Annotated in this window: 21 protein-coding genes and 2 tRNA genes; 7 read left to right on the top strand and 16 right to left on the bottom strand. The window is 40.5% G+C overall.

Annotated features, from left to right (window positions below):
* Positions 1–2 precede the first annotated feature (2 nt).
* The 3 genes from CYAN7822_RS04990 to CYAN7822_RS38585 form a co-directional block, all read right to left on the bottom strand.
* Positions 3–87: transfer RNA gene (locus tag CYAN7822_RS04990), tRNA-Tyr, on the bottom strand.
* Between the two features lie 73 nt (positions 88–160).
* Entirely contained in the window at positions 161–1,252 is a 1,092-nt protein-coding gene (locus CYAN7822_RS04985; protein ID WP_013321149.1) for a hemolysin family protein, read from the bottom strand.
* 72 nt (positions 1,253–1,324) lie between these two features.
* Positions 1,325–1,465 (bottom strand): hypothetical protein, encoded by a 141-nt coding sequence (locus CYAN7822_RS38585; RefSeq protein WP_013321148.1) that lies wholly within the window; start codon positions 1,463–1,465, stop codon positions 1,325–1,327.
* A gap of 103 nt (positions 1,466–1,568) precedes the next feature.
* On the opposite strand from CYAN7822_RS38585, the gene CYAN7822_RS04975 reads away from it, so the two are divergent.
* The gene (locus tag CYAN7822_RS04975) at positions 1,569–2,495 is read left to right on the top strand and encodes an SGNH/GDSL hydrolase family protein (RefSeq protein ID WP_013321147.1); all 927 of its coding nucleotides are present in this window, start codon (positions 1,569–1,571) and stop codon (positions 2,493–2,495) included.
* A 90-nt stretch (positions 2,496–2,585) separates the two neighbouring features.
* Here CYAN7822_RS04975 and CYAN7822_RS04970 read toward each other — a convergent pair whose 3' ends face one another.
* From CYAN7822_RS04970 to CYAN7822_RS04960, 3 genes are all read right to left on the bottom strand, one after another.
* The gene (locus CYAN7822_RS04970) at positions 2,586–3,665 is read right to left on the bottom strand and encodes a Gfo/Idh/MocA family protein (RefSeq protein ID WP_013321146.1); all 1,080 of its coding nucleotides are present in this window, start codon (positions 3,663–3,665) and stop codon (positions 2,586–2,588) included.
* A 176-nt stretch (positions 3,666–3,841) separates the two neighbouring features.
* A complete protein-coding gene (locus CYAN7822_RS04965) occupies positions 3,842–5,299 on the bottom strand; it encodes a hemolysin family protein (protein WP_013321145.1) in 1,458 nt (485 codons plus the stop codon).
* An 11-nt stretch (positions 5,300–5,310) separates the two neighbouring features.
* Positions 5,311–6,021 (bottom strand): hypothetical protein, encoded by a 711-nt coding sequence (locus tag CYAN7822_RS04960; protein ID WP_013321144.1) that lies wholly within the window; start codon positions 6,019–6,021, stop codon positions 5,311–5,313.
* 114 nt (positions 6,022–6,135) lie between these two features.
* Between CYAN7822_RS04960 and CYAN7822_RS04955 the strand changes: the two genes are divergently transcribed.
* The 3 genes from CYAN7822_RS04955 to CYAN7822_RS38925 all read left to right on the top strand — a co-directional run bounded on the left by CYAN7822_RS04955 (position 6,136) and on the right by CYAN7822_RS38925 (position 7,557).
* Positions 6,136–6,208: transfer RNA gene (locus tag CYAN7822_RS04955), tRNA-Ile, on the top strand.
* Positions 6,209–6,344: 136 nt separating this feature from the next.
* The gene (locus CYAN7822_RS38930) at positions 6,345–7,016 is read left to right on the top strand and encodes a nucleoside recognition domain-containing protein (protein ID WP_013321143.1); all 672 of its coding nucleotides are present in this window, start codon (positions 6,345–6,347) and stop codon (positions 7,014–7,016) included.
* Positions 7,009–7,557 (top strand): spore maturation protein, encoded by a 549-nt coding sequence (locus CYAN7822_RS38925; RefSeq protein ID WP_013321142.1) that lies wholly within the window; start codon positions 7,009–7,011, stop codon positions 7,555–7,557. Before CYAN7822_RS38930 ends, CYAN7822_RS38925 begins: the two co-directional genes overlap by 8 nt.
* 53 nt (positions 7,558–7,610) lie before the next feature.
* Here CYAN7822_RS38925 and CYAN7822_RS04940 read toward each other — a convergent pair whose 3' ends face one another.
* The 5 genes from CYAN7822_RS04940 to larE all read right to left on the bottom strand — a co-directional run bounded on the left by CYAN7822_RS04940 (position 7,611) and on the right by larE (position 11,977).
* On the bottom strand, positions 7,611–7,958 hold the full coding sequence (locus CYAN7822_RS04940; RefSeq protein ID WP_013321141.1) for a hypothetical protein: 348 nt from the start codon (positions 7,956–7,958) through the stop codon (positions 7,611–7,613).
* 199 nt (positions 7,959–8,157) lie between these two features.
* Complete coding sequence (locus tag CYAN7822_RS04935; RefSeq protein ID WP_013321140.1) at positions 8,158–9,066, bottom strand: PhzF family phenazine biosynthesis protein; 909 nt, start codon at positions 9,064–9,066, stop codon at positions 8,158–8,160.
* 16 nt (positions 9,067–9,082) lie between these two features.
* Positions 9,083–9,259, bottom strand: coding sequence for a hypothetical protein (locus tag CYAN7822_RS37475; RefSeq protein ID WP_013321139.1), 177 nt, complete (start codon positions 9,257–9,259; stop codon positions 9,083–9,085).
* Between the two features lie 87 nt (positions 9,260–9,346).
* Positions 9,347–11,068: an Rqc2 family fibronectin-binding protein gene (locus tag CYAN7822_RS04930; RefSeq protein WP_013321138.1), complete on the bottom strand. Its 1,722-nt coding sequence runs from the start codon at positions 11,066–11,068 to the stop codon at positions 9,347–9,349.
* Between the two features lie 90 nt (positions 11,069–11,158).
* Positions 11,159–11,977, bottom strand: coding sequence for an ATP-dependent sacrificial sulfur transferase LarE (gene larE, locus CYAN7822_RS04925; RefSeq protein ID WP_013321137.1), 819 nt, complete (start codon positions 11,975–11,977; stop codon positions 11,159–11,161).
* A 107-nt stretch (positions 11,978–12,084) separates the two neighbouring features.
* Here larE and CYAN7822_RS04920 point away from each other — a divergent pair, with 107 nt between their 5' ends.
* Together CYAN7822_RS04920 and CYAN7822_RS04915 are read left to right on the top strand one after the other, a co-directional pair.
* Positions 12,085–13,839, top strand: coding sequence for a ShlB/FhaC/HecB family hemolysin secretion/activation protein (locus CYAN7822_RS04920; RefSeq protein WP_013321136.1), 1,755 nt, complete (start codon positions 12,085–12,087; stop codon positions 13,837–13,839).
* 55 nt (positions 13,840–13,894) lie between these two features.
* Positions 13,895–19,255, top strand: coding sequence for a CHAT domain-containing protein (locus CYAN7822_RS04915; RefSeq protein ID WP_013321135.1), 5,361 nt, complete (start codon positions 13,895–13,897; stop codon positions 19,253–19,255).
* 41 nt (positions 19,256–19,296) lie between these two features.
* Here the strand turns inward: CYAN7822_RS04915 and CYAN7822_RS04910 are convergent, their stop codons facing one another.
* Together CYAN7822_RS04910 and CYAN7822_RS04905 are read right to left on the bottom strand one after the other, a co-directional pair.
* A complete protein-coding gene (locus CYAN7822_RS04910; RefSeq protein WP_013321134.1) occupies positions 19,297–19,677 on the bottom strand; it encodes a DUF952 domain-containing protein in 381 nt (126 codons plus the stop codon).
* Positions 19,674–21,146, bottom strand: coding sequence for an ankyrin repeat domain-containing protein (locus CYAN7822_RS04905; RefSeq protein ID WP_013321133.1), 1,473 nt, complete (start codon positions 21,144–21,146; stop codon positions 19,674–19,676). The genes CYAN7822_RS04910 and CYAN7822_RS04905 overlap by 4 nt, the downstream gene beginning before the upstream one ends.
* Before the next feature lie 124 nt (positions 21,147–21,270).
* Between CYAN7822_RS04905 and CYAN7822_RS04900 the strand changes: the two genes are divergently transcribed.
* Positions 21,271–21,744 carry a DUF4079 domain-containing protein gene (locus CYAN7822_RS04900; RefSeq protein ID WP_013321132.1) on the top strand — a complete coding sequence of 158 codons (474 nt, stop codon included), beginning with the start codon at positions 21,271–21,273 and terminating at the stop codon, positions 21,742–21,744.
* 45 nt (positions 21,745–21,789) lie between these two features.
* On the opposite strand, the gene CYAN7822_RS04895 is transcribed toward CYAN7822_RS04900, so the two are convergent.
* From CYAN7822_RS04895 to CYAN7822_RS04885, 3 genes are all read right to left on the bottom strand, one after another.
* Positions 21,790–21,972: a hypothetical protein gene (locus CYAN7822_RS04895; protein ID WP_013321131.1), complete on the bottom strand. Its 183-nt coding sequence runs from the start codon at positions 21,970–21,972 to the stop codon at positions 21,790–21,792.
* A gap of 103 nt (positions 21,973–22,075) precedes the next feature.
* Positions 22,076–22,396, bottom strand: coding sequence for a DUF760 domain-containing protein (locus CYAN7822_RS04890; protein ID WP_013321130.1), 321 nt, complete (start codon positions 22,394–22,396; stop codon positions 22,076–22,078).
* A 60-nt stretch (positions 22,397–22,456) separates the two neighbouring features.
* Entirely contained in the window at positions 22,457–23,554 is a 1,098-nt protein-coding gene (locus CYAN7822_RS04885) for an RRXRR domain-containing protein (RefSeq protein ID WP_013321129.1), read from the bottom strand.
* Positions 23,555–23,750 lie beyond the last annotated feature (196 nt).

Here is a 23,750-nt window from a genome sequence, read left to right as displayed (position 1 = left end):
TGTGGTGGGCCGAGCTGGATTTGAACCAGCGTAGGCGTAGCCAGCGGATTTACAGTCCGCCCCCATTAACCACTCGGGCATCGACCCATTTGCGTCACAATTAATAATATTAGCACAACTGCTAAAAAAGTCAAATAGTTTGGCTAAACTTTTTTTAGCGTTACAGATTGCCCCAAGATTCAGGTGCTAGAGGGTTTACCGTTGAGCGGAAAATATCACTCTCATCATAAATCTCCCCGACCAACTCCTCCAAAATATCCTCAAGAGTAACTAATCCCACTGTACCCCCATATTCATCCACCACAATCGCTAGATGAAACCGTTGCTGTAACATTTCCTTCAACAAACTCGCCACCTGTTTTGTTTCAGGAATATATATCGGTGCATCCATCGCTTCTGTCACCAACATCTCAACACGATTTTCTCTCGGCACAGATTTAAGCGTCTTTAAGGCCCGTTTAAGATGCACAATACCGATAATTTCATCCTTGGACTCTTCCTGTACAGGAATGCGAGAATACCCCGTCTCTAAACACAGATCAATCAACTCCTGCAATTTCGCCTCTCGAGATATGGTTTGCATCTCAAGGCGCGGCTTAACCACATCCTTGGCCATCAACTCATCCAGCATCAAAGCACGATTTAGGAGTTGATGTTTATATAAATCTAACTTGCCTCTACCCCCCAAAAGCTCAATCATTAACTGTAAATCGGTTAAAGACTCTCCCTGTTGAAAATTCGCGTTTTGCTTGCCCTGCATAAACAGAATCGTCTTTTGGGTAATGGTTTCAAAAACATAAACAATACCTAATAAAGAGAGAATTTGAGAAAGCCAATAAACCGGACGAATAGCCAGCTTAAAAATTGGGCCAGTATTAGCAATGGCTAAAGATTTGGGCGTAATCTCTCCAAAAATTAAAACCAGAACGGTCACCACCGCCGTCGCTACCCCTAACCCCGCATTGCCTAACCAGATGGCAAATAAATTACTCGTAAGAATCGCCGAAAAATTATTCACCAAATTATTGCCAATCAGAAGACTGGTAATAAAACGGGCGCGGTTTTCTAGTAATAGGCGATAGATGCCGCTCGGATCACCCTGATGCTTTATTAATCCTCGTAGCTTAAAATTATCAAAAGCGGTGATGGCTGTTTCCGACCCTGAGAAGAAGGCAGAAAGCAAGATCATCACCACAATAACAACCACGTCTAGCCATACGTGTCCCAGTAAAGGACCGGCTTCGGGGGTCATCAATAAGTAAAATTTATAAGAAAGCAAAATTAATCACCAAACGGCAATTTGAAAAATGTCCATGAACTCGGATCAGTTAACCACATAAGCAACTTTAATGGCCCAAATGATTAACCCGACAATACCACCCAAGACAAGTGCAGCCGATACCGCCACAATAACGGGTTTATCGGCTCCTTCAAATTTCATGATGCCACGATTTAGGTCTGACATAGCGGCTATGCTCCTTTGGCTGAATGAACAAGCAATATGAGACACTTCTAGTTATATACATTAGCGAAGAATGATTCTTGTGGAACCAGGGTAAGGGCAAATTGTGAAAATCTTAATCTTTATTTTGGCTATTTTGTTAGGGCTGTTAGTAATTATAGAAGTCAGTTTAAGACTTTTCCTCGGGTTGGGCAATCCTGCCCTCTATATTCCAGATGAGCAAATTGGCTATTTGTTGGCACCTAATCAACGAGTACGCCGCATGGGCAACCAAATTGTCATTAATCAGTATTCTATGCGAACTCATCCCATTGAGGCTAAACGGCCTGCGGCTACAGTGAGGCTATTTTTAGTGGGAGATTCCCTTGCTAATGGCGCTTGGTGGACTGATCAACAACAAACAATTTCCTCGCTGATCCAAAAACAATTAAAGTTGAGTGGGTATAATCAGGTTGAAGTGTTAAATGCTTCGGCTAATTCTTGGGGACCCCGCAATGAATTAGCTTATTTAAAACGCTTTGGTACGTTTGAATCTCAAGTCGTCATTTTATTGCTCAATACGGATGACCTTTTTGCTTCTGCTCCCACTTCGATGCCGGTAGGACGCGATCGCAATTATCCCGACCATAAGCCGCTATTGGCTTTAAATGAAATCATCAGTCAATTTATCCCCTCTTCTCCTATGCCGGCAATGGTAAAAGAGAACGAGGAAAAAGGCGACCCCGTTGGAATTAATTTAGCCGCTATTAAAGAAATCCACAATCTAACTTTAAATAAGAATGCTAAATTGTTGTTAGCGATTACTCCTTTAAAACGGGAAATTAATGCCGCTACTCAACGGGATTATGAAAGAAAAGCGAGGGAGCGCCTATCTGATTGGGCAGCAGAAGAAGGGATTGCTTTTGTAGATTTTCTGCCTTTATTTCGAGCAGAAAAAACAGAATTATTGTATCGAGATACTATTCATTTGACGGAAAAGGGAAACCAATTGGTTAGTCATACCCTCACTCAGTCTCTTAGAGATTTGTTCTAGCAACCTACAAATAAATATAAATAAGCGATCGCCTTACTGAGCAACGATCGCCGACTTTACAGGGAGAGAAATCAAAATCCGTAAAGGGGACTAACTTTCAGAAGGAACAGTAAATACAGGCGGATTCAAATATTGATAACTCCATTGGGAATGATGCCAGACCTTACCATCTAAAGCCATTTGCTCAATAATACTCGCTAACCGTAACGCTTTAAGAGCTTGCTCACCCCCGACAGACGGTTGATTTCCGCCGCGAACACAGTTAACAAAATGTTCTAATTCAGCGTGTAAAGGTTCAATATTACTGGTATAAACTTTTTCAATTAATCCATCTTGACGATAAAGAACTTGACCATAATCAGTCGAATAATTAGCGGTGGTTTGACGATGAATTAGAATCTCATTATTGAGAAAATCTGCCTCAGTCAGAGAATTTTTACAATGAGCCGCCAGACGACGAATTTTGCGATGAGTGACTTTACTAGCCGTTAAAGTCGCCACAATACCATTAGCAAAGTTGAGGGTAGCCGTCACATAATCGAGATATCCCGAATCAGCCGAACGACTGCCACTAGCCGTTAATTGAATCACCGGAGCCGCCGCTAATTCTAATAATAAATCTATATCATGGATCATCAAATCCAAAACCACCGAGACATCATTGGCCCTTTGAGAATAGGGACTCATGCGATGAGCTTCGAGAGCTAGAATTTCCTCGGTTTTCAGCACTTTCCCCAATTCTTGGAAAGCCGGGTTAAACCGTTCGATGTGTCCCACTTGTAGAATACAATTATTGTCGGCTGCGACGTTAACCAAAGATTCGGCCTCAGCAATACTAGCCGCGATGGGTTTTTCGATTAAAGTATGAACCCCGGCTTGTAAACAGTCCATTCCTACCCGATGATGTAGGCGAGTCGGAACCGCTATACACACAGCATCGACAATGGAAAGTAAATCCAAATAGTTTTCAAAAAAACGGACTCTATACTTACTAGCCGTATCTAGTCCTCGCTCAACATTAACATCGGAAATCCCGATTAATTCTACATCTTTGAGCAAACTTAAAACACGGGCATGATGTTGCCCCATATTACCAACCCCAATCACTCCAATTCGGATCGGTTGTGGTTGGTTTCTTGTCCCTTGTGGGTTTGGCTGATTGTTCGGCATGGTTAATTAATCTCCTTTGCACTCCTCCACCAAACTTGACAGGCATCATTGAGTATTTATACCTTATTGATGTCCATCAAGATATTAACATAGCTATTGTGACGGGAAAAAATCTCAAAGTTTGTTGTTTCGGTTTCAGTCTATCTTAAGTTTTTACCTTTTACGATAGAAATATCTTATTTATTCTCGGAAGGGGGAATGTCTCTGTTAAGAGTCTCATCAGTGGGTAGGATAAGATCTGTGGCTCCTATTGAGGGGTCATCTGCCGATAAATTGATGGGAGGAACCAACAAGTTTTCCACAGAAGGAGATTCTAGGCGAGTAATACGAATTTGTCCTAAACGCGGGCCTTGAACGGAAACGACTGTAAACTCGAGATTGTTATAGTTTAACGTTTCGCCTTGGGTAGGGATTTTTTGCCATTGGTAGAGTAAAAAACCGCCCAGGGTTTGATATTCATCAGTCACCGGCAGGTCAAGGTCTAACACCTCATTAACTTCTTCTAAATTCATCTGGGCCTGCACTAAAAAAGTCTGTTCATCAAGCATTTGCAGTTCCACAGCGTGATCATTTTCCAGTTCTTCGCTTTCGCCCAAAATTTCAGCGATTAAATCTTGGAGAGTAATTAATCCAGAAGTGCCGCCAAATTCATCCACCACCATCACCATTTTTAATTGTGATCGCTGCATCAAAGAGAGTAATTCACTTAAAGGAGTTGATTCTGGGACAAAGCGAACTGGTTTAACCCAATGATGAATCGAAGCATCCAAGCTTAAGCAACCTTGGGCCAACGGTAAAGCTAAGTCTTTAAAATCAATAATGCCGAGAATATCATCGAGAGAATCTCCTTTAACCGGATAACGAGAATGCCCCGTACTGGTGACTTCATTGAGTAAAGTTTCAAAAGTAGCGGTTTCAGGAATAGCGATTAATTGAGTACGAGGAACCATGACCTCTACGGCGGTAACATCAGCAAATTCAAAGACATTATTCAGTAATTCTCGTTCTTGTGCCTCTAATCCTGTAGATTCTATTTCTGTACTGATAATTAACTGTAACTCTTCAGGCGTGACTCGGTTATACCATCCCTGTGCCGAATACTGTACCCCCACTAATCGCAACAAAAAACGAGTAGATTGGTTTAAAATCCAGATAAAGGGATTAAAGATCCGAGCAATTACCCCAATAGGAGCGGCTAAAAACCGAGCCAGTTGCTCTGAATACAACAAAGCGAGACATTTAGGACAGAGTTCTCCTAAAACAATTTGTAGATAAGCCAGAAGCACAAAAGCCACAGGGATAGCTATCCCATGAGCCAGATAATCTAGTGTCCCGGATGGCATGGGAATATTAACAATTAGCTGTTTGAGTAAAACGGCCATTGTTCCTTCTCCGATCCAACCAAGAGCTAGACTAGAAAGCGTAATGCCGAGTTGAGTGGTAGATAATAGACGCTCTATACTACGCTGAAAGGATTGAACGGTTTGAGCTTGTAAATCTCCGGCTTCTACTAATTGACTAATGCGTGAGCGCCTTACAGAGACAATCGAAAATTCTGCTGTAACAAAAAAACCATTGAGTAAAATCAGCAACAGCACCGATAAAATCCGTAGCAAGATATCTTGAATGGTCAAGGTTGAATCCTCTATCTCACCACTGGAATGTTAGCAATAGACAGTTGTAGTTTTTGCGCGGGATAATCGGTTAAACGCAGGGAAAGCTGTTGTCCTTCAAGGTTTGAGGTGCCAGGAATTTGAATTTTTCCCCGAAAATTTTCGCCATTAGGCGGTAATTGTGCCGGTAATCCATCTGTCGTAGCACTCAAGGCATTACCTTGACTATCTTTGACTTCTAAAAAACTGTAGAGAAACTGTACCGCTTTTTGTCCATTATTTTTTAGGGCTACATCTAAGAATAATGAACCACCTTGTTCTATGGCGTTAGCAATTTCCAGGGTAACTCCCTGATCTTCCACCTGTAAGGGGAATTTTTGGGCAACTTGAGAGTTTTGACTGGCGGCTTGATCATCGGAAGGATTAACGGCACTTTGTTTGTCGCCTTTTGAGGCTTCTTTTTGCGCTTTTTTAGATGAGGAGGCGTTTTTTTGGTTTTTAATATAATCGTTGACTTTTTTGAGGATATCTTTTTCCTTAACCGGCACAAATTCCTGGGGATTTAAAGACGCTTTTTTGCCGCTTGCTAATTTTTGGGTGGGGTTGGTGTCGGGTTGGCTGACTCCTTTAAGAGCTTCATAACCCATTTTATAGCTATAAACTCCGGTGGCGGTGCCAGCCCCTAACATGACGCTCACTAAAACGATACTCAATGCTATGGTAGGCGTAAACGTAAATTTCATATTAACTCGTATTATAAGAGTAGAGATAAATCTGATTTTGGTTAGAATAGATTCTAACTCACCTGGCAACAATAAAGTCGTAATCGGTTATAATTAGGTTGTCTTGTCTATTCTCCAGGGTTGGCCGAGCGGTTGAGGCAGCGAACTCATAATTCGCCCAAGGCAGGTTCAACTCCTGCACCCTGGATTTAACAAAGTGCTTACTGTTTTTCCTGTCCTTACCCAGTAGTTAAGGGAACGAATCGATCATGGTTGTTGTCTAACTCTCCAAATATTTGTAAGATATTTCATCGTCTTTTTTATTCGGGCGCAGCGTATCGGGAATGCTTAACTATATCTGGTTTGGAATTATTTTTATTTCTGTTATTGTAGGCAGTTTCACTGGCAACATCGACAAAGTAACAGAAGCCGCCATTAGCAGTGCTGAAACGGCAGTAGAAATTGCCATTGGTTTAATTGGTACTATGGCACTCTGGTTAGGAGTGATGAAAATTGCCGAAGAATCGGGCTTAGTTCATGTTATTGCTAAAGTGGTTAAACCGATTACTGTGCGGCTTTTTCCGGATGTTCCCCCTGAGCATCCGGCTATGGGTTCTATTGTTTTAAATATGTCAGCAAATGTCTTGGGATTAGGAAATGCCGCTACGCCTTTAGGATTAAAAGCCATGCAAGAATTACAAGAGCTTAATCCTCGTAAAGATACGGCCACTAATGCCATGTGTATGTTTTTAGCCATTAATACTTCTAGTGTACAGTTAATTTTACCGGCGCAAGTTGTAGCACTGATGAAAGGAGCGTCGAGTGAGATTTTTTTACCGACGATTTTAGCCACCGGTTTATCCACAACTTCGGCCATTATTTCAGCGATAATACTCTCGAAAATGAAACGATTTAAGCTCGAACCCGTATACCAAGATTTCCCCCTTATTTCTACCTCAAATTCCCATAAAATCAATCACGCTGAGATAACAGAAGAGGAAAACGTTAATGATTAATTCAATAATTGATAGTTTTAATGAACTGGCTAAATATATTATTCCGCTTTTTTTGTGCTGTATTCCTTTTTACGGATTACTCGTTAAAAAAGTTAAAGTTTATGAAGTTTTTGTCGAGGGAGCAAAAGAAGGTTTTACCATTGCTGTACAGATTATTCCCTATTTAGTGGCTATTTTAGTGGCTATTGGAATGTTTCGGGCATCAGGGGCTTTAGATGTCATGTTAATGGGTCTTACCCCTATACTAAATTTAATTGGCTTTCCTCCAGAAAATTTTTTATTAGGGGTTATGCGTTCTCTGTCCGGTAGTGGTTCATTTGGGATATTAAGCGACCTTGTTAACCAATTTGGACCCGATTCCCTTTTTGCTAAAATTGGTGCAACAATGTATGGTTCATCAGAAACAACTTTTTATGTTTTAGCCGTTTATTTTGGCTCAGTTGGCATTAAAAAAATTCGTTATGCTCTAATTGCCGGTTTAATCGCTGATGTGGTGGGAATTCTCAGTTCTGTTTATATCTGCAAATTTATTTTTAGCTAGATTATAGCGCAAGGAGTGATCTGAAAAGATAGTTTAGGACGGTCAAAAAACTGTTAATTAGCAATACAATCGACTAAATCCCATTGAGAAGTTCCTTTGATGGCTTGCTGAATTTGTTCAAAGTGTTGCCAACAGTGATTCTCTTGATATAAAGGTAATTCATCATTTTTGACCACCCAGGTGATGGAAACTTGATTATTTTTTGTTTTTGCTGTGTCGATGAAAACATCCACACTAACCAGCTTAGAAAAAATAATTTTGCCGGGCATTTCTCTCGCTCTTATATAGTCTAATGATTGATAAATGACTTCAAATTCACATGAACGTAAGATTTGGGCGAGTAAATTGGGAAGTTTTTCAACTGAGGCCTTAACCAAAGTTGAACAAGTATAACGAGCCATAATCATCATTCTCCATTTATGAATTAGTGCTTATTTTAAACAACGTTTGTAAAAAATTCGATAGGAAAAACTTAAATTTACTTCACGATGAGGGGATGTCCCAAGGCGAATTGAACTAATAGCAAAAAAACTATACATACTCAATAAAAATTTTTCTAAAGGTAAAGGATAAGTGTATAACAGAACCCTCTACCTAGAGTTAGATTTTCATCACTCCCTGACTGACTAATACTGAAGCTCCGCCCACTCGAATTTGAATAATTTCTCCCGCTTTTTTATCAGCTTCTACTTGTAATAAACTCGGTCGTCCCATCTCAAAACCTTGCTCAACTCTCCAGCTTAATCTTCCATCAGATAGAGGATTTCGAATACCTAAATATCCTGCCAAAGCAGTAGCCGCCGAACCGGTAGCCGGGTCTTCTTCTACACCTAAAGCCGGAGCAAACATTCGTGAACGCAGATCGGAACCGGCTAATTCTGGATCAAAACAAAAAACATACACTGAATTCGCCCAATAATTTTCTAATACTCGTTTCCACTGCTCTCGATTTAATTGTACCTGCCCTAAAATTTGCCGATTTTTAACAGGAATAAACAGAAAAGGAACGCCACAGGATACAGCTTGAGGAGTATATTGTCCCTCCAGAAAATCCCCCGGAGTGATGGATAATACAGCCGCTAGTTCAGGAATACAAGGAGGTAATGGACCAAATTCCGGTAGTTGTGCCGCCGTCAGTTCTGTATAAACGGGTTTTCCCCCTGAAGTGTGAATTTTAACCGGCACAGGTCCAACCCCTTCTTCAAAAATAATTGTGCTTATTTCATCACTCAAAGGAATATCTTCTATAGCAGCGAGAATGTACGCTGTTCCCACAGTAGGATGTCCGGCAAAAGGAAGTTCAGCCCCGGGCGTAAAAATACGAAGTTTACGAGTGCCTTGGGGCGTTTCTGGCGGTAGGACAAATACCGTTTCTGAGTAGTTGAATTCTTTGGCTATAAGTTGCATTTGGGCACTGGTGAGTCCTTCGGCTTTGGGAAAAACTGCCAAGGGATTGCCGCCAAATATTTGATCGGTAAATACGTCTGCCGTTAAAAATTGATAGTCCATTGTTTAACAATCGAGATTAATTTGTAATTTTATTTTCTTCTTCTTTTGCCATCAATAAAAATAAAAGAAGTCTATACGATCGCCGAAAAACTCGTTCTTTGCATAGCTCAAAATAGCGATCGCCAGACTCCCTAGACGCTTGTTGTTGTTGCTTTGAGGAAATCTTTGCTGCGCGTTCCCAATTCGCCAGCATACCTGTCCTCTTAATAAAAATTGTAACATCAGTTACGCCTATTTGTAAAAAAAAATAAACTTTTTATTACGACTAGACATTTATTCGTTATCCTGTTATGTTATGCGGATAACCCCACAAAATCCGTTCGCGCTTATAGACAACCATTCCCGGCAGAGCGCCTTTAGGTTTATAGACATACTTAGGTTCTGTATAAACAACGGCCACTTGTTCGCTTTGTCTAGCACGGCTATAATAAGCCGCCCAATTGGCTGCGGTTTGTAAGTCAGCTTCATCGGGGACTGACCCAGGTTCTAAGCGTAAAAGGACATGAGAACCGGCGATCTCTTGGGTATGAAACCATAAATCATAATCCGTTGCCACCCTAAAGGTTAACTTATCATTTTGTCGGTTATTTCTGCCGATCCAGACTTCAAAACCCGACGGAGTCGGATAACGATAAGGGAGTGATTCATCAGAAGACTCTGCACTCCGTTGTTGAGCATCTTGAATATAATTTTGTGCGATCAGTTCCTCTCGAATTTCTTCCAAAGCCTTTAAATCTTCTGGGTTTGTATATCCCTCTATCTGATTCAAACTCGCTTCTACTTGTTCCAAATAATTGATTTCAGACACCACATCCTTTAATAACGGTTCCACTGCACTACGGGCCCGTTTCAGTTTTTGATGTTGTTTATAGAGACTTTGAGCATTTTGTACCGCATTTTTTTCAGGGTTAAGAGAGATGTTAACCGGTTGGCCAGTTTCAAAATCGTTTAAGGTAATTGATGTCATTCCCGCTTTCCATTGATGCAGATTAGCCATTAATAAATCTGCCTGTTGTCGATAGCGGTCCGCTTCTTCTGACTGTTGTAAGCGTTGGCTAAACCCATCAGCTTTAACCCGCAATTTTCCGAAAAGATTATTGATTTTTTGGGTTAATTGATGACGGAGTTGGCTAAATTTTTCTTGATTAACTTGGTCACTATAATAGCGATCCAGCAAGATTTGCACCGTTTTAACCGGTTCAATCATATCCCAACCCAGAACAGTATACCCCCCATCGGCTGACCAACCTGGGGTAAAGTTACCGGTTTGTAATACCTTTAACCATTCTTGCCAATAGTCAAACAAATTTTTCCAATCTGCATCCGTTAGGGTATCGGTAGACTGTTGCGGATCGAGTGCCGACATCTTAATCATTGCACGTGCCACAGTGGGACTCAACCCCCGATAACTCTCGAGTAGCTGACGCTGTAATTTTCCCGGTACCAGACTGACTCGTTCCCTCCAACGGAGGAAGGTTTCATCTAAACTGGGTTTAGTGCCGGTTAAAGTCGGGGGGAGTTCATAGGGTTGTCCGGTTTGAACCGTGCGAACGCTAGATTGTTGGGCATTCACTTGATGGGCCACTGTAACAATTTCGTTACTTGCATCTGTTAGGATGACATTGCTATATTTGCCCATAATCTCTACATATAAATGCCAAACCGCCGGCTCACCAGGACGTTTGGCAAACTGAAAATCAATGACTCTTTCCCAAGGGGCGATCGCATTTAAGGCAATTAAAGCATATCCGTTTAACTGATGACGGAGTTGATCGCTAAAGGTAAAAGTATCAGGCGTGCGAGGCGGTGGTTCACTCATACAAATTCGCGCCGCTACAGGATGCCAAGAAATGGTTAACCATCCTCGGGTTTTGAGAGTTCGTAAAGCAAGGGCGATCGTATGGCGATCACGCTGATAGACTTGTTCAACCCGGGCGGGTAACCAATGGGTTTGTAAGTCAGTGGATATGGCGGCTAGAGTAGTATAGTCAACGGATTGCATTGTTTAATAGTTATTAGTCAATAGTCATTAGTCATTAGGCATTAGTCATTAGGCATTAGGCATTAGGCATTAGTCAATAGTCAATAGTCATTAGGCAATAGTGTTAATGGCTAACTCTCGATTAAGTTTTCCACTCCGGTAACCTTCTAAATCTAGGGTGACATATATAAAGCCATACTCTTGAAAAGCCGCCACCAATTGCTCTAAATCTGTGTTTAAGACAAATTCTCGAATAGCTTCAGGTGGAAGTTCAAGACGGGCTGTATCTCCTTGAGAACGCACTCTCACACCTTGATAACCCAGTTTACGTAAGTAAATCTCTGCCCGCCCTACCCGTTGCAGTTTAGCGATCGTAATTTCTTCACCATAGGGAAAACGAGAAGATAAACAAGGTTGAGCCGGTTTATCCCACCAGGGTAGTCCCAAATATTGGGAAAGTTGACGCACCTGTGCTTTAGTGATGCCAGCTTCGGCCAAAGGCGATCGCACGCCTCTTTCTTGAGCCGCTCGAATTCCTGGCCGATAATCTTGTAAGTCATCTCCATTAACCCCATCAACGATATAAGGATAACCCCGCCCGAGGGCTAACGGTTTTAAGGTATCATGCAGTTCACTTTTACAAAAATAACAACGGTTGACAGGGTTGCTAGTATAGTTGGGATTTTCCATCTCATGGGTTTGGATCAATTCATGAGCAATGCCGATACTAGCCGCTTGAATTTTAGCATCTTCTAATTCTTCAGGTAAAAGAGAGGGAGAAACCGCCGTAACCGCTAAAGCGCGATCACCCAAGACATCATAAGCAATTTTGGCCACCAAGGTACTATCAACCCCACCCGAATAGGCAATTAATGCCCGGTCCATTTCTTTAAATATATTTTTGAGTTGCTCTAAAAATTGAGTCACCATATTATTTTATAGATCGTTAACTTCTATTTACTCATGATAATCTCCAAGATCATCTTCTAAAAGTCTTGCTCGACTAATCCAAGCTCGACAGTTCAGCTATTTTTCTTATGTTTCGTCTCTTTCATCTTCCTGTGTTAAGGCTATTGATAATTTTGCTGGTGGCTACCCATTATCTGAGAGTGACCAGCAGTTATGCTTTAAACACACCTAAAGTCTTAAAACCAAGCCTTATTGCTCAAAAAACCGACCTCAATAGCCCTCAAAAACAAGCTGTCCCAGAATCTTGTTCCTATCAACCTCCTCCTTTATCTTCTCACACTCCTTCTATTGCTTTATTGACCTTACAACTCGAAAACCAGACAGTGGTCATTGAAGTTAGAGGCAGTAGCGTTTTTAATCAAAAAAAACTTTTAAAAAATGATGATATCCAAAAAATTATTGCTACTTATCAAGAAAAAACCTTATCAAAAGAAGAATTTAGCCAACTGTATTTTAATCTAGCTAATCTAATTACTCAACTTTATCTCAATGAGGGTTATATTACCTCCAAGGCCAATCCCCAAAACCCGCTCACGATCACTGATCAAGGCGTAGCTGTTATTCCCGTTTTAGAAGGCCGTTTATCCCAAATTCAACTTTTAGGAAGAGAGCGGTTAAATCTATCTTATTTGTGTAGTCGGATTGCTTTGGGAGTGGGTTTGCCAGTAAATATTATACAATTGGAAAAAAAACTAAGATTACTCAATATTAATCCCTTATTCGACAATATAGAAGCCAGTTTAAAAAGTTCTGGTCAAGCCGGTTTAAGCATTTTAGTGGTTACTGTCACAGAAGCCATTCCTATTGCGGGATCTTTGAGTGCCGACAATTATTCTCCTCCTACCATCGGTTCTGAACGTTTAGGCGCAGAGTTATCTTACGGTAACCTAACGGGTAATGGCGACCCCATTAATTTTAGTTACTATAACAGTACGACTAATGGGAGTAGGTTTTTAGATGCCACCTATCAAATTCCTGTTAATCCAAGGGAGGGAACCATACAATTAAGAGTAACTCCTCAATGGACAAAAATCACTCTACCACCGTTTGATCAATTGGGAATTTCAGGACAAAGCCAAGTTTATCAACTTAATTATCGTCAACCTTTAAAGCGAACTTTATCTGACGAATTGGCCCTCTCATTAAGTTTTCAATATCAGGATGGGCGTACCCTTGGACTAGGAAGACTCGAAACGCTTGAAAGTACCAATAGTCAAGTAATTCTGTTTAGTCAGGATTATCTTAAACGAGATAATAAAGGATTTTGGTTACTGCGATCACAATTTAATTTGGGGACACAACGCACTAATAGAAGCCAGTTTTCTCAGAACGAATTTTTGCCGAAGGGATCTTTTTTTAGTTGGTTAGGGCAGGGACAACGTGTACAACGTTTAGGAGATGATCATTTAATCATTGTTCAAGCTGAGTTGCAACTGAGTGCTGATCCCCTGATTTCTTATTATTTATTTGTTATTGGTGGCGGTCAATCTGTGCGGGGTTATCGTCAAAATGCTCGTTCAGGAGATAATGGTTTTCGCCTTTCTGTAGAAGATCGCATTACAATAGTACGAGATACTAATAAAAATCCTTATTTTCAGATTGCACCCTTTATAGATTTGGGTAAGGTCTGGAATACTTCTGGGAATCCCACTTCTTTACCTTCTGAAACTTTTTTGATGGGAACTGGAGTTGGATTGATCTGGAATCCCTTTAAAAACTTGAAAATACGCTTAGATTATGCAGTTCCTTGGGTTAATCTCCAAGATAGAAGTAATAATATTCAAGATGATGGTTTTTATTTTCAGGTAAATTTAGGTCAATAAAAGATTATTAGAACCTTTTTTAGCCTAATAAGCCTATTAGCACAGAGAAAATACAATGAAAATCTATTGGTTAAAATCAATTAAATGTCTATTGCTCGCCGCTTATTTTGGGCTAGAAATCGTTCAACCTACACAAGCACAGTCCATTACTCCGGCTAATGATGGTACAGGTACAGTCGTTAATCAACAGGGCAATCAGTATAATATTGAGGGAGGCCAACTATCAAGAGATGGCAGAAATTTATTTCATAGTCTGAAAAAATTTGGCTTAACTGACGGAGAAATCGCTAATTTTTTGTCTAATCCTAAAGTTCGCAACATTTTAACCCGAGTTGTGGGCGGCGATCCTTCTGTGATTAATGGCCTAATTCAAGTGCTTGGCGGAAATTCTAACCTCTTCATTATGAATCCGGCTGGCATTATTTTTGGCCGCAATGCACGAATTAATGTGCCGGCTGATTTCGTGGTAACCACAGCAACAGGAATCGGTTTTGATAATGATTTATGGTTTAATGCTTTTGAGAGCAATGATTACGCCCTTTTAATAGGAAATCCTTCTCAGTTCGCTTTTGATTTAGCTAATCCGGGTACGATTATTAATGCTGGTAATTTAGCCGTAACAGAGGGGCACAATCTAACTTTATTAGGGGGAAATATTATTAATACCGGCACTTTAAGCGCCCCTGAAGGAAATATTACTATTGCGGCTGTTCCAGGTACGAACCGAGTTAAAATATCTAATAATAATAATCTAGTTAGTATAGAAATTGAACTGCCCAGAACAAGCGACGGACAACCGCAAGCTGTCACCGCTTTAGATTTGCCAACTCTGCTAACTTCTGGAGGAGCAAACCTTGATCTAGGAGTGACTGCTAATGCTGATGGATCAGTTAATTTAACCCAGTCAAATACTCAAATTCCCCTGCAAACTGGTACAGCGATCATTTCTGGAACGGTATCAGTTTCTAATGCTGATACTTCACCGCTTGCTGTGGGTGGACAGGTGAATATAATTGGTGATCGTGTTGCCTTAATTGGGGCTAATATTAATGCTACCGGAACTTATGGCGGCGGAAAAGTTCTCATTGGGGGAGATTATCAAGGTCAGGGAACTATTCCTTCAGCTTCTGATACTTTTGTCAGTCAAGATTCATCCATTGATAGCAGTGCGATAAAAAGCGGAAATGGCGGCGAAGTGATTGTTTGGTCCGATAATGAAACTAGCTTTTTTGGACAAATTAATTCTCGGGGAGGCCAAGAAGCTGGAAATGGTGGATTAGTGGAAGTTTCTGGCTTAAACGTTTTAAACTTTGACGGAAATGTAGATACTCTTGCCGCTAACGGTAACTTAGGAACTTTATTACTCGATCCATTAACCATTCAAATTGTTACTGATAACGCGAGTAGCAATGTAAATAAAACTGTTATCAAGTTTGGAGATACTCCCCAACAAACACGCATCAAAGCTTCTGTTATTAATAATGCTTCTAGTAATGTGATTTTACAAGCTACGAATAGTATGAGTTTTCTCGCTCCTATTAATATAATTAAAAGTGGCGTAGGACTGACAGCAGAAGTTCAAAACGGGTCAATTTTAGTTAACAACAATATAAGCACTAATAATGGTTCGATAAATTTAAAATCTCCCGTAGCGATTATCATCAGTAATGGTCAAATCAAAGTCAATGGTACACAAGGAAATATTACTTTAACATCTAATGAAATTAGTCTCACTGGCCCAAGTAAAATTGAGGGAAAAAATCTTCTTCATTTAGAGCAATATTCTCCTGAAAAAAACATATTTATTGGAGGAAATATTAATCAATCATCATCTTTAAATCTAACCAGCGATGAACTCGGACGGATTACTGGATTTAAGTCAGTGATTGTTGGACAAGAGAACGGAACAGGAACAATTAATATTAACTCTAATAATTTAAATAACGGAGTGGATTTTAAAAATCAAAATTTTGATTTAACCCTCCAAGGAAAAAACATCAATTTTAATAGTTCTTTAACTTTAGCCGATAATAGAAATTTAACTTTAAAGGCTGAAACCGTTAATAGTAATAGTCAAGGAGTAGATATTAATATTGGTGGTCAAGGGCAATTAATTCTTAATACATCGGGTTCTGTAGGAACGGGAAGCAATCCCTTAAATACCAATCTGAGTACCATTAATATTTTATCAACCGCAGGCAATATTTTTCTTGAAAACCAATCAGATACTCAATTAGTTAATTCTTCGATTCAAGGTAATCTAAACCTTAAAAGTCATGGAGATATTACTGAGATTGGTTCATTGACTGTCAAGGGAATAACTACTTTAGAAGGATTAAATATTATTTTAGATGGCAATAGCAATGACTTAGCAAACGTTAAACTTATCAGTACAGGAGATGTGACCCTAAATAATCAAAACAATTTAATTTTAGAAAATAGTAGTATTGGTAAAAATTTAAAAATTAATGCGGCTGGTGATATTAACGATAACGGTGCTATTTCTGTAGGAGGTACAACGACTCTAAGCGGTCAAAATATTATTTTAGATGCTCAGAATGACTTTAACACAGTTAGCGTTACTCAAGCGCAAAATGTCACCCTCAACGATATTAATAACTTAGATTTAGGAGCAAGCCAAATTAATCAAAATTTACAAATCACAACTGACGGAAACATTAGCAATAGTGGTGCTGTGAAGGTTATGGGGACAACTTTTCTAAATCCCAACGGTTCTAATATTATTTTAGATAACCTCAATAATGATCTAAATGTTGTTAATATTTTAAATGCTAAAAACCTTATTTTTAAAGATATTAATGATATTACTTTGGCTAACCCTATAACCGCAAGTAGTCTTGATATCGAAGCGGCAGGCAATATTAAAACTTCGGATATTAATACCAGTTCTAATCTAAATTCAGGAGGAAATATTAACTTAAATTCTAAAAATGGGAGTATTATAACTGGCGGTATAAATACCAGTTCTAGTCAATCCGATGGAGGAAATGTTACCTTAAACGCCAAGACAAATATAGAAGCTACTTATATCAATACTCAAGCAACAAACAGTGGGATCGGTGGAGATGTTCATATTACTACAAATAAGTTTGTCAGAATAACAGGCTCTTTTATTGATAATCTTAATACTAATAGTTTAGCCAGTATATCTACTGCCGGTACCAATGCGGGAGGCAGTATTTCCATTCAACACGGGGGAAACAAAAACACACCTTTTAAGGTAGGAGACTCTACCACCAATGGTACAGCAAATGCAATTAGCACTGGAACTTATAGAATTGATCAAGATTCTTTATCCGATACAAAAACACTAGGAAATCTGACAATTATTGCTGTAGGTGAATCTACCTCTGAACCGACACCGACTCCAACACCGACCCCAACACCGACCCCAACACCTGAACCGACCCCAACACCTGAACCGACCCCAACACCTGAACCGACCCCAACACCGACCCCGACACCGACCCCAACACCTACCCCAACACCTGAACCGAAACTTACCCCTCAATCACAACCGAGTCCGGAACCTCAACCGAGTCCGGAACCTCAACCGAGTCCCGAACCTCAACCAACCCCCCAACCTCAACCAACCCCCCAACCTCAACCGAATCCCGAACCTCAACCGAATCCCGAACCTCAACCGAATCCCGAACCTCAACCGAATCCCCAACCTCAACCGAATCCCGAACCTCAACCGAATCCCCAACCTCAACCGAATCCCGAACCTCAACCGAATCCCCAACCTCAACCGAATCCCCAACCACAACCGAGTCCCCAACCACAACCGAGTCCCCAACCACAACCGAGTCCCCAACGTCAATCTATATCTAATCCCCAACCCATAGCTAAAACTAATTCAGAGGTAAATTCTCAAGCTTTTTCTGCTAATAATGGACAAAATTTATTTTTATCAACAGAAAATCAAATTGTACCGATATATCAGCAGTTATTCGTCGATACAAATCAACCAGGTTTAAGCATACAATCGGGTTTAAGTATTAAATCCGAAAATAGGGTTATTAGCTTTTCCACAAATGGCTTTAGTTTTACTTCTACCATTTCAACAACTGCTGACTTATCCTCTACTGAAACTAACTTTAGTAATTCATTTGAAAATTATTTAGGCATTAAAAGAGCAAATGTTGTAACTGTACAAGAAGTACAAACTATCTTAAAAAATATTCAAGAACAAACAAAATATCAATCTGCGTTGGTCTATATTGTCTTCAAACCTGCTACCACAGGAACAGCCCAACAGCAAGAGGAAGAAAAAAACCTTGTCTGGAGATACCAAGGATCAACAAACTCTAGCGTTAAAAAACTTTCCGGCTCCCAACCTCAAGGAACAGATCAGTTAGAGATAATCATTGTTACACCTACAGGCCCAGTCATTAAACGAACAATAGAAGGGATCACACGCGCTCAAGTAATGCCTATAGTCAAAGAATTTCAACAGACAGTAACTAATCCTCGGCGACCTAATGCTTATCTCAAACCATCTCAACAACTTTATCAATGGTTAATTTCGCCTATGGAAGAAGATTTACAAGCACAAAAAATTAATACCCTTGTGTTTATTCTTGATGCTGGCTTACGTTCAATACCACTAGCCGCCTTGAATGATGGTAAACAATTTTTGGTTGAAAAATATAGTATAGGATTAATGCCGAGTATCGCTTTAACAGATACAAGCTATATCAATATACAAAATTCTAAAGTTTTAGCGATGGGAGCATCTCAGTTTAAAGAGCAAAATCCTTTACCTTCAGTTCCCATCGAATTATCTCTCATTACTGATCAACTTTGGAAAGGTCAATCTTATCTCAATGAAGGTTTTACCCTCAAGCAACTTAAAGAAGCACACGCATCGAATCAATTTAGAATTGTTCATTTAGCAACCCATGCTAATTTTGAGGGAGGCCCTTTAGGGAATTCTTATATTCAGTTTTGGAATGATAAACTAACTTTAGAGCAGTTAAAAGGATTAGGCTTAGATAAGCCGCCTATAGACCTATTAGTGTTAAGTGCTTGTCGTACGGCTTTAGGAAATCAAGAGTCAGAATTAGGCTTTGCAGGAGCCGCCGTTTTAGCTAATGTGAAAACTGTTTTAGGCAGTCTTTGGGAAGTAAACGATGAGGGAACATTAGCATTAATGACCAGCTTTTATGAAGAATTAAAACAATATCCGATCAAGGCAGAAGCTTTACGAAATGCTCAGTTAGGTCTTCTTCGAGGTGATGTAAAAGTGATACAAGAAGGGGCTAAAGGGGCTGAACTTCTGGTCGGCGATAAACGTTTACCCTTACCCCCACAATTAGCATCTTTAAGTGCTAAACAATTTACTCATCCCTATTATTGGAGTAGTTTTACACTTATTGGTAATCCTTGGTAAGTGTAGGAAGGATTAGGCCGCAATCACCAGAGAAATCTGACTTAAATTCTTGAGTCAGAAAATAGCCCCTCCTCTTCAGGAATAAGCCGCAATTGAGAAACAACAGCCTCAAGATTTATCGCTCCATAAACATGAGGAAATAGTGCGGAACTCGTTCCGCACCCCAGCCCATTTATCTCTACAGGTTCCTCTGAGGATAAATGAGCCGGAGGTTCCCATTTAACTGTTGCTTTTAATTTTTCGGGATCAATACACAGCACGACCAAATCAGCTTGACCTCGGTAAAAGGCATTAGCAACTTTAATCAGTTGTTGGCGAGTCGAACAGTGAATAAATCCCTCTGTCTCCAGAGAATCTGCTCGATATTCTCCTAACTCAACGGCTTTTTGCCAATGGTTCTGCGAGGTAATATGAAAAATCATTCCGATGCGCCTGCTTGCTTCAATAACGCTACCACTTCAGGATACTCATTATATTGAGCCAGCTTTAAAGCCGTATAGCCGCCTTGATTTTTTTCATCCAAAAGCACTTGATGAGTGTCTAATAATACCTTAACAGCATCCACATAGCCGCGATGACTCGCCCACATTAAAGCGGTTGCTCCTGCCTTATCTTTAAGATTAAGATCGGCTCCGGCTTTAATCAATGCTTGCATTAATTCTATCTCTCCTCGATCTGCCGCTTTCATTAATACCGTTTTTCCATCGGGAAGGCGAGTATTAGGATTAGCCCCGGCTTTTAATAATCGTTTGACAATGCCATCAAACCCTTGAGACAAAGCAAAGGTTAAAGGAGTTTCTTGCTGATTTTTAGCATTGGGATCGCTTCCATAATGCAATAATAAATCAACGATGGCCTCATAACCCTGTAAAGCCGCTACAATTAAAGGGGTATCTTCATCATTATTGCGAAGATGAACATTAGCTCCGGCTTCTAATAAAATCTTCACGACTTCTAAATGCCCTTCTACAGTAGCTTGGTTTAAGGCGGTTTCTCCATCTGGGTCTTGAATATTCACATCTGCCCCAAACTCAATAAGCACTTTTACGGCTTCTGCATGACCTTCAGCCGCCGCACTCATTAAAGCGGTTCCTCCATTATCGCTGATCCGATTGACTTGTGCCCCGGCTTTGATTAGGGTCGCTATCACCCCGGTATGGCCTTTTTCGGCGGCTAGGGTTAGGGCTGTTTCTCCCTCTCCATTTTCGCTGGTCACATCAGCCCCGGCTGCTATTAATCTTTCTACAATAGCGATATTTCCTTCACTTGCCGCTTGCATCAATGGGGTTTGTCCGCTTACATTGAAAGCCAATATATCTACGCCAGTGGCTAAAATTAATTCTAGTGTCTCTAAAGAGTGACTTTTCAGTGCCGCCGTTAAGGCCCCGATGCCTTTGGTGGGGTCAGCACCCGCATCAAGGAGGAGTTTGACAATTTCATGATGTCCCCCTTGAGCGGCTAAATTTAAAGCTGTATCCCCATCTTGATCTTGTATATTAAGCTCTGCCCCGGCGGCTAATAGTCGCTTGACTATTTCTATATAGCCTTTATAAGCCGCGACCATTAAAGCAGGACTCCCGTCATCATTGGTTTGGTTAACATTGGCTCCTGCCTCAATTAACGCTTGTACCACCTCAGCATGATTAGATGATGCCGCCAACATCAAAGCCGTAATCTTATTCGGGGGTTGACTATAGTTAACTGATGCCCCGGCTGTTAACAAAACTTTAACTATTTCTAAGTCTCCCCGTTTCGCCGCTAACATCAGAGGAGTGATGTCATTGGGGTCTGTTGCGTCAACCTTAACTCCTTGAGCTAGTAACGCTACTACTTGGGGGAGATTGCCACGACGGGCGGCCTGTATCAAGAGGATATTCTGCTCTTCTATCATATTTTGGAGAATTCCCGACTAAAATTCCAGATTTAATTTAGTACAGAGGGTTCGCTATAATCGTCAACAATCTTTATGATATGTTAAGAAATATATATATTTGTATCCAATAGATAAGAAAACTATGGACATAGCAATTCCTGCCTCTGTGAAAACTTGGTCTCAGTTTGGTCATCCCGTTTTAATGTGGGCTTTACTAGGGTTCGCTGTCTATTCATTATATCTCGGCCTCCAAATCCGGCGTACTCGAACTGTAGAAGACAAAGATGTTAGAAAAGAACTGATCAAAAAAGACTTTCGCAACCGGCATTATCAACTCGGGTCTATTCTGCTTGCTTTTATGGTAATTGGAACCATTGGCGGTATGGCAGTAACTTATATCAATAATGGGAAATTGTTTGTCGGCCCTCATTTATTAGTGGGTTTAGCCATGACAGGGTTAATTGCCATTTCGGCGGCTTTAGTCCCCTTTATGCAAAAAGGAAACGAAGCCGCGCGCGTGACTCATATTTTACTTAATGTTGCTTTATTAGGGCTATTTGGTTGGCAAGCTGTCAGTGGAATGGATATTGTGCAGCGTATCATCAGTAAACTCTAGTTAGGCTTGATGGGGTAGGTTGGGTTAAGACAAGATCCAACCTCGTTATTTTTTCGATTTCATCAATAAAGCCGCAAAAAAAGCCGCCGTTCCGCCGACTAAACCTAAAATTAGCCATAATCCTAAGTTACGCCCTTTACGCCAGGCAATAGTAGCGGCTATACCGCCGATGAAACAGTGAAAAGTTAATAACCAGTAAAGGGTTGGATCGATGGGTGGCTGAGGCATTAGATTAATAATGGTATACAACTACGCTTCTTTTATTATTGATGTATACCAGATTTAAGAGGCAAAAATTTTAATGTTGATCAGACTCCAGAAATCAAGGGCATTAGTTCCCTAAATCGACAGATTTTTCTAACAACATTCTTTGTTGAGCATTGTACAAGAAATAACCTTTAACCATCGCACTTGCTAAGAGTTGCCCTAAGTCTTCCCGAGAAGTCGTAATCTCTACATCAAAGTGTTCTGATGGCAAAATCCCCAACATTTGGGCTAAATCCCGTTCCATAATTTGAGCGACTTCAGAGTTGGGTTGAGAATATTGAACGATGGTTTCTGGACTCAAGGATTGTATGTACTGCCAAAGACGATTTCCTTCATCAGCGAGCGCCCCTGAAAATTTGCTAATCTCATTAGATGGTTTATTCATCGAAAATTTTGGGTTTGAAACCCCGTCCTTCAGCGAAGCGGAGGACGGCTTTACAGTGTTTTAAGCAGTAACAATTAATCCATTTGAACGTTTAATTAATGTTACCTTGCTAACAGCTATCTGCCCTAACCGTTTCCAATTAGCATCGCTAACAGATATCTGTTTTTTGGTTTGACCTGAGACATAGCCAATTCCTTTAGGAGAATTAACTAAATCTCCTTTTCTTAAATCAAAATCGGTTGTTGTTCCTCCATACTTTCGTCTTATTCCTCCCTTACTTGGAAGCATGAGATGAAGTTGGCGACGGCTAATAGGGGGGCGTTTTACTACAGCAAATGGAGAAGGAGTCAGTTGAACTTTTCCTATCCAATCGTGCCCTCTACTGTTGTGGGTGTGGAATTCTCGATAATCTAGAAAGCGGAAACAGGCTAGAGTGATGCCATCATTAGCATGACTCTCTGGACTTCGTTTAGCTTTATCCTTCGATTTTTCCAACCCTAGATGTTTTCTTAGATTAGAAGTTTGCCAACCTAATCGAGTATGGACATCGCCAAACTGCTTCAGTTGTTCAAGCATCCATTTCTGTCCAACCATAACCGCCGAAAATCCTTTCCCGGCTCTAGCCTTCTTCCGTCCACTGGTTAAATCCACGTCAGCTTTAACATACTCAAAATATATGTCAGTGATGGGATAGATCTTAGACAATTCGGAGACGACTCTAAGTTCTAATTGGCGGTTAGCTTTAATACTTGGTGATAATTTCCCCTGTCTTCTGTTAGAGAATCTTTTCTGACGATGTGCGCGTGATTCAAAAGAGATTTTCCCATTAATTCTTCTTCCCCTCCTACTTCTCCGCATCAATCGTCGATTGTCCATCCGCTCCCTTACCCGTTTAAATGGTAGTTCTAGGTGAGCTTTCCATAGGCTAAAGTGAGAAGATTGAACACCTATCCCAGAAAATAACTTGCCGGGGTCGATGCCAATAGTGATAGGTTGAGTTTTATTGTCGGATGGCTGTTCTATTAACTGAACATAGAATTGTCCTAGATCGTTAAATTTGCCTATAGCTTTTCCTTCTTTTATCCAACGCCTCGCTCTAGAGCATTTTGTTGGCATTAGAGGAGTTTTATCGGGTGCTATCACGGGAACTCTTAACATGGAGATAATCCTCAAGAGTAAAGTTTAAAGTCTCTTCGCCCACCTAGTCCAAGATGTCTTGTCCGACAACGTTCTCCCAAAAGAACTTAAAGGAAATCCGAACTAGAGAAGCATTCGGAAGTTTGTACCAAAACTAGGCTCACTGGGCTATTCACCTCTTAATGTCGAGAACTTTGGGGTTCTCAATCCCCGTCGC

The sequence above is a fragment of the Gloeothece verrucosa PCC 7822 genome, assembly GCF_000147335.1.
Classification (GTDB): Bacteria; Cyanobacteriota; Cyanobacteriia; order Cyanobacteriales; family Microcystaceae; genus Gloeothece; species Gloeothece verrucosa.
This window is presented reverse-complemented; position numbering and strand designations above follow the sequence as displayed.

Bases quoted from the DNA above. Each gene is read 5' to 3' on its own strand.
- CYAN7822_RS04985 (WP_013321149.1), bottom strand. From the start codon at position 1,252: ATGACCCCCGAAGCCGGTCCTTTACTGGGACACGTATGGCTAGACGTG.
- CYAN7822_RS38585 (WP_013321148.1), bottom strand. From the start codon at position 1,465: ATGTCAGACCTAAATCGTGGCATCATGAAATTTGAAGGAGCCGATAAA.
- CYAN7822_RS04970 (WP_013321146.1), bottom strand. From the start codon at position 3,665: ATGCCGAACAATCAGCCAAACCCACAAGGGACAAGAAACCAACCACAA.
- CYAN7822_RS04960 (WP_013321144.1), bottom strand. From the start codon at position 6,021: ATGAAATTTACGTTTACGCCTACCATAGCATTGAGTATCGTTTTAGTG.
- CYAN7822_RS38930 (WP_013321143.1), top strand. From the start codon at position 6,345: ATGCTTAACTATATCTGGTTTGGAATTATTTTTATTTCTGTTATTGTA.
- CYAN7822_RS38925 (WP_013321142.1), top strand. From the start codon at position 7,009: ATGATTAATTCAATAATTGATAGTTTTAATGAACTGGCTAAATATATT.
- CYAN7822_RS04940 (WP_013321141.1), bottom strand. From the start codon at position 7,958: ATGGCTCGTTATACTTGTTCAACTTTGGTTAAGGCCTCAGTTGAAAAA.
- CYAN7822_RS04935 (WP_013321140.1), bottom strand. From the start codon at position 9,066: ATGGACTATCAATTTTTAACGGCAGACGTATTTACCGATCAAATATTT.
- CYAN7822_RS37475 (WP_013321139.1), bottom strand. From the start codon at position 9,259: ATGCTGGCGAATTGGGAACGCGCAGCAAAGATTTCCTCAAAGCAACAA.
- CYAN7822_RS04930 (WP_013321138.1), bottom strand. From the start codon at position 11,068: ATGCAATCCGTTGACTATACTACTCTAGCCGCCATATCCACTGACTTA.
- larE (WP_013321137.1), bottom strand. From the start codon at position 11,977: ATGGTGACTCAATTTTTAGAGCAACTCAAAAATATATTTAAAGAAATG.
- CYAN7822_RS04920 (WP_013321136.1), top strand. From the start codon at position 12,085: ATGTTTCGTCTCTTTCATCTTCCTGTGTTAAGGCTATTGATAATTTTG.
- CYAN7822_RS04915 (WP_013321135.1), top strand. From the start codon at position 13,895: ATGAAAATCTATTGGTTAAAATCAATTAAATGTCTATTGCTCGCCGCT.
- CYAN7822_RS04910 (WP_013321134.1), bottom strand. From the start codon at position 19,677: ATGATTTTTCATATTACCTCGCAGAACCATTGGCAAAAAGCCGTTGAG.
- CYAN7822_RS04905 (WP_013321133.1), bottom strand. From the start codon at position 21,146: ATGATAGAAGAGCAGAATATCCTCTTGATACAGGCCGCCCGTCGTGGC.
- CYAN7822_RS04900 (WP_013321132.1), top strand. From the start codon at position 21,271: ATGGACATAGCAATTCCTGCCTCTGTGAAAACTTGGTCTCAGTTTGGT.
- CYAN7822_RS04895 (WP_013321131.1), bottom strand. From the start codon at position 21,972: ATGCCTCAGCCACCCATCGATCCAACCCTTTACTGGTTATTAACTTTT.
- CYAN7822_RS04890 (WP_013321130.1), bottom strand. From the start codon at position 22,396: ATGAATAAACCATCTAATGAGATTAGCAAATTTTCAGGGGCGCTCGCT.
- CYAN7822_RS04885 (WP_013321129.1), bottom strand. From the start codon at position 23,554: ATGTTAAGAGTTCCCGTGATAGCACCCGATAAAACTCCTCTAATGCCA.